This is a genomic window from Hydrogenophaga sp. OTU3427 (genome assembly GCF_038440225.1).
Taxonomy (GTDB): domain Bacteria; phylum Pseudomonadota; class Gammaproteobacteria; order Burkholderiales; family Burkholderiaceae_C; genus Hydrogenophaga.
Genome location: NZ_JASATI010000152.1, coordinates 1 through 225, shown reverse-complemented (window position 1 = coordinate 225; position 225 = coordinate 1). Strand labels below are relative to the sequence as shown.

Genomic DNA, 225 nt, shown 5'->3' with positions numbered 1-225 from the left:
GTCGTGTCCGAGCCGGTCGCCAGGTCGTCTTCGTCCACCCGCACGTCGCCACCGCTGGCCTGTGCGGTCAGGTTGGTGATGCTCACGCCGTCGTTGGCGCCGGTGATGGTGATCGTCAGCGTGGCCGTGCTGGTGTCACCGTCGGCGTCGGTCAGCGTGTAGGTGTAGGTGTCGGTCAGGGTTTCGCCTGCCGACAGGCCTTGCACCGCCGCACTGCCGTTGTTG

At 67.6% G+C, this 225-nt stretch carries 1 protein-coding gene; it reads right to left on the bottom strand.

From position 1 onward, the window contains the following. On the bottom strand, positions 1-225 hold a 225-nt coding region (locus AAHB17_RS24700), incomplete at both ends, for a VCBS domain-containing protein (protein WP_342133709.1).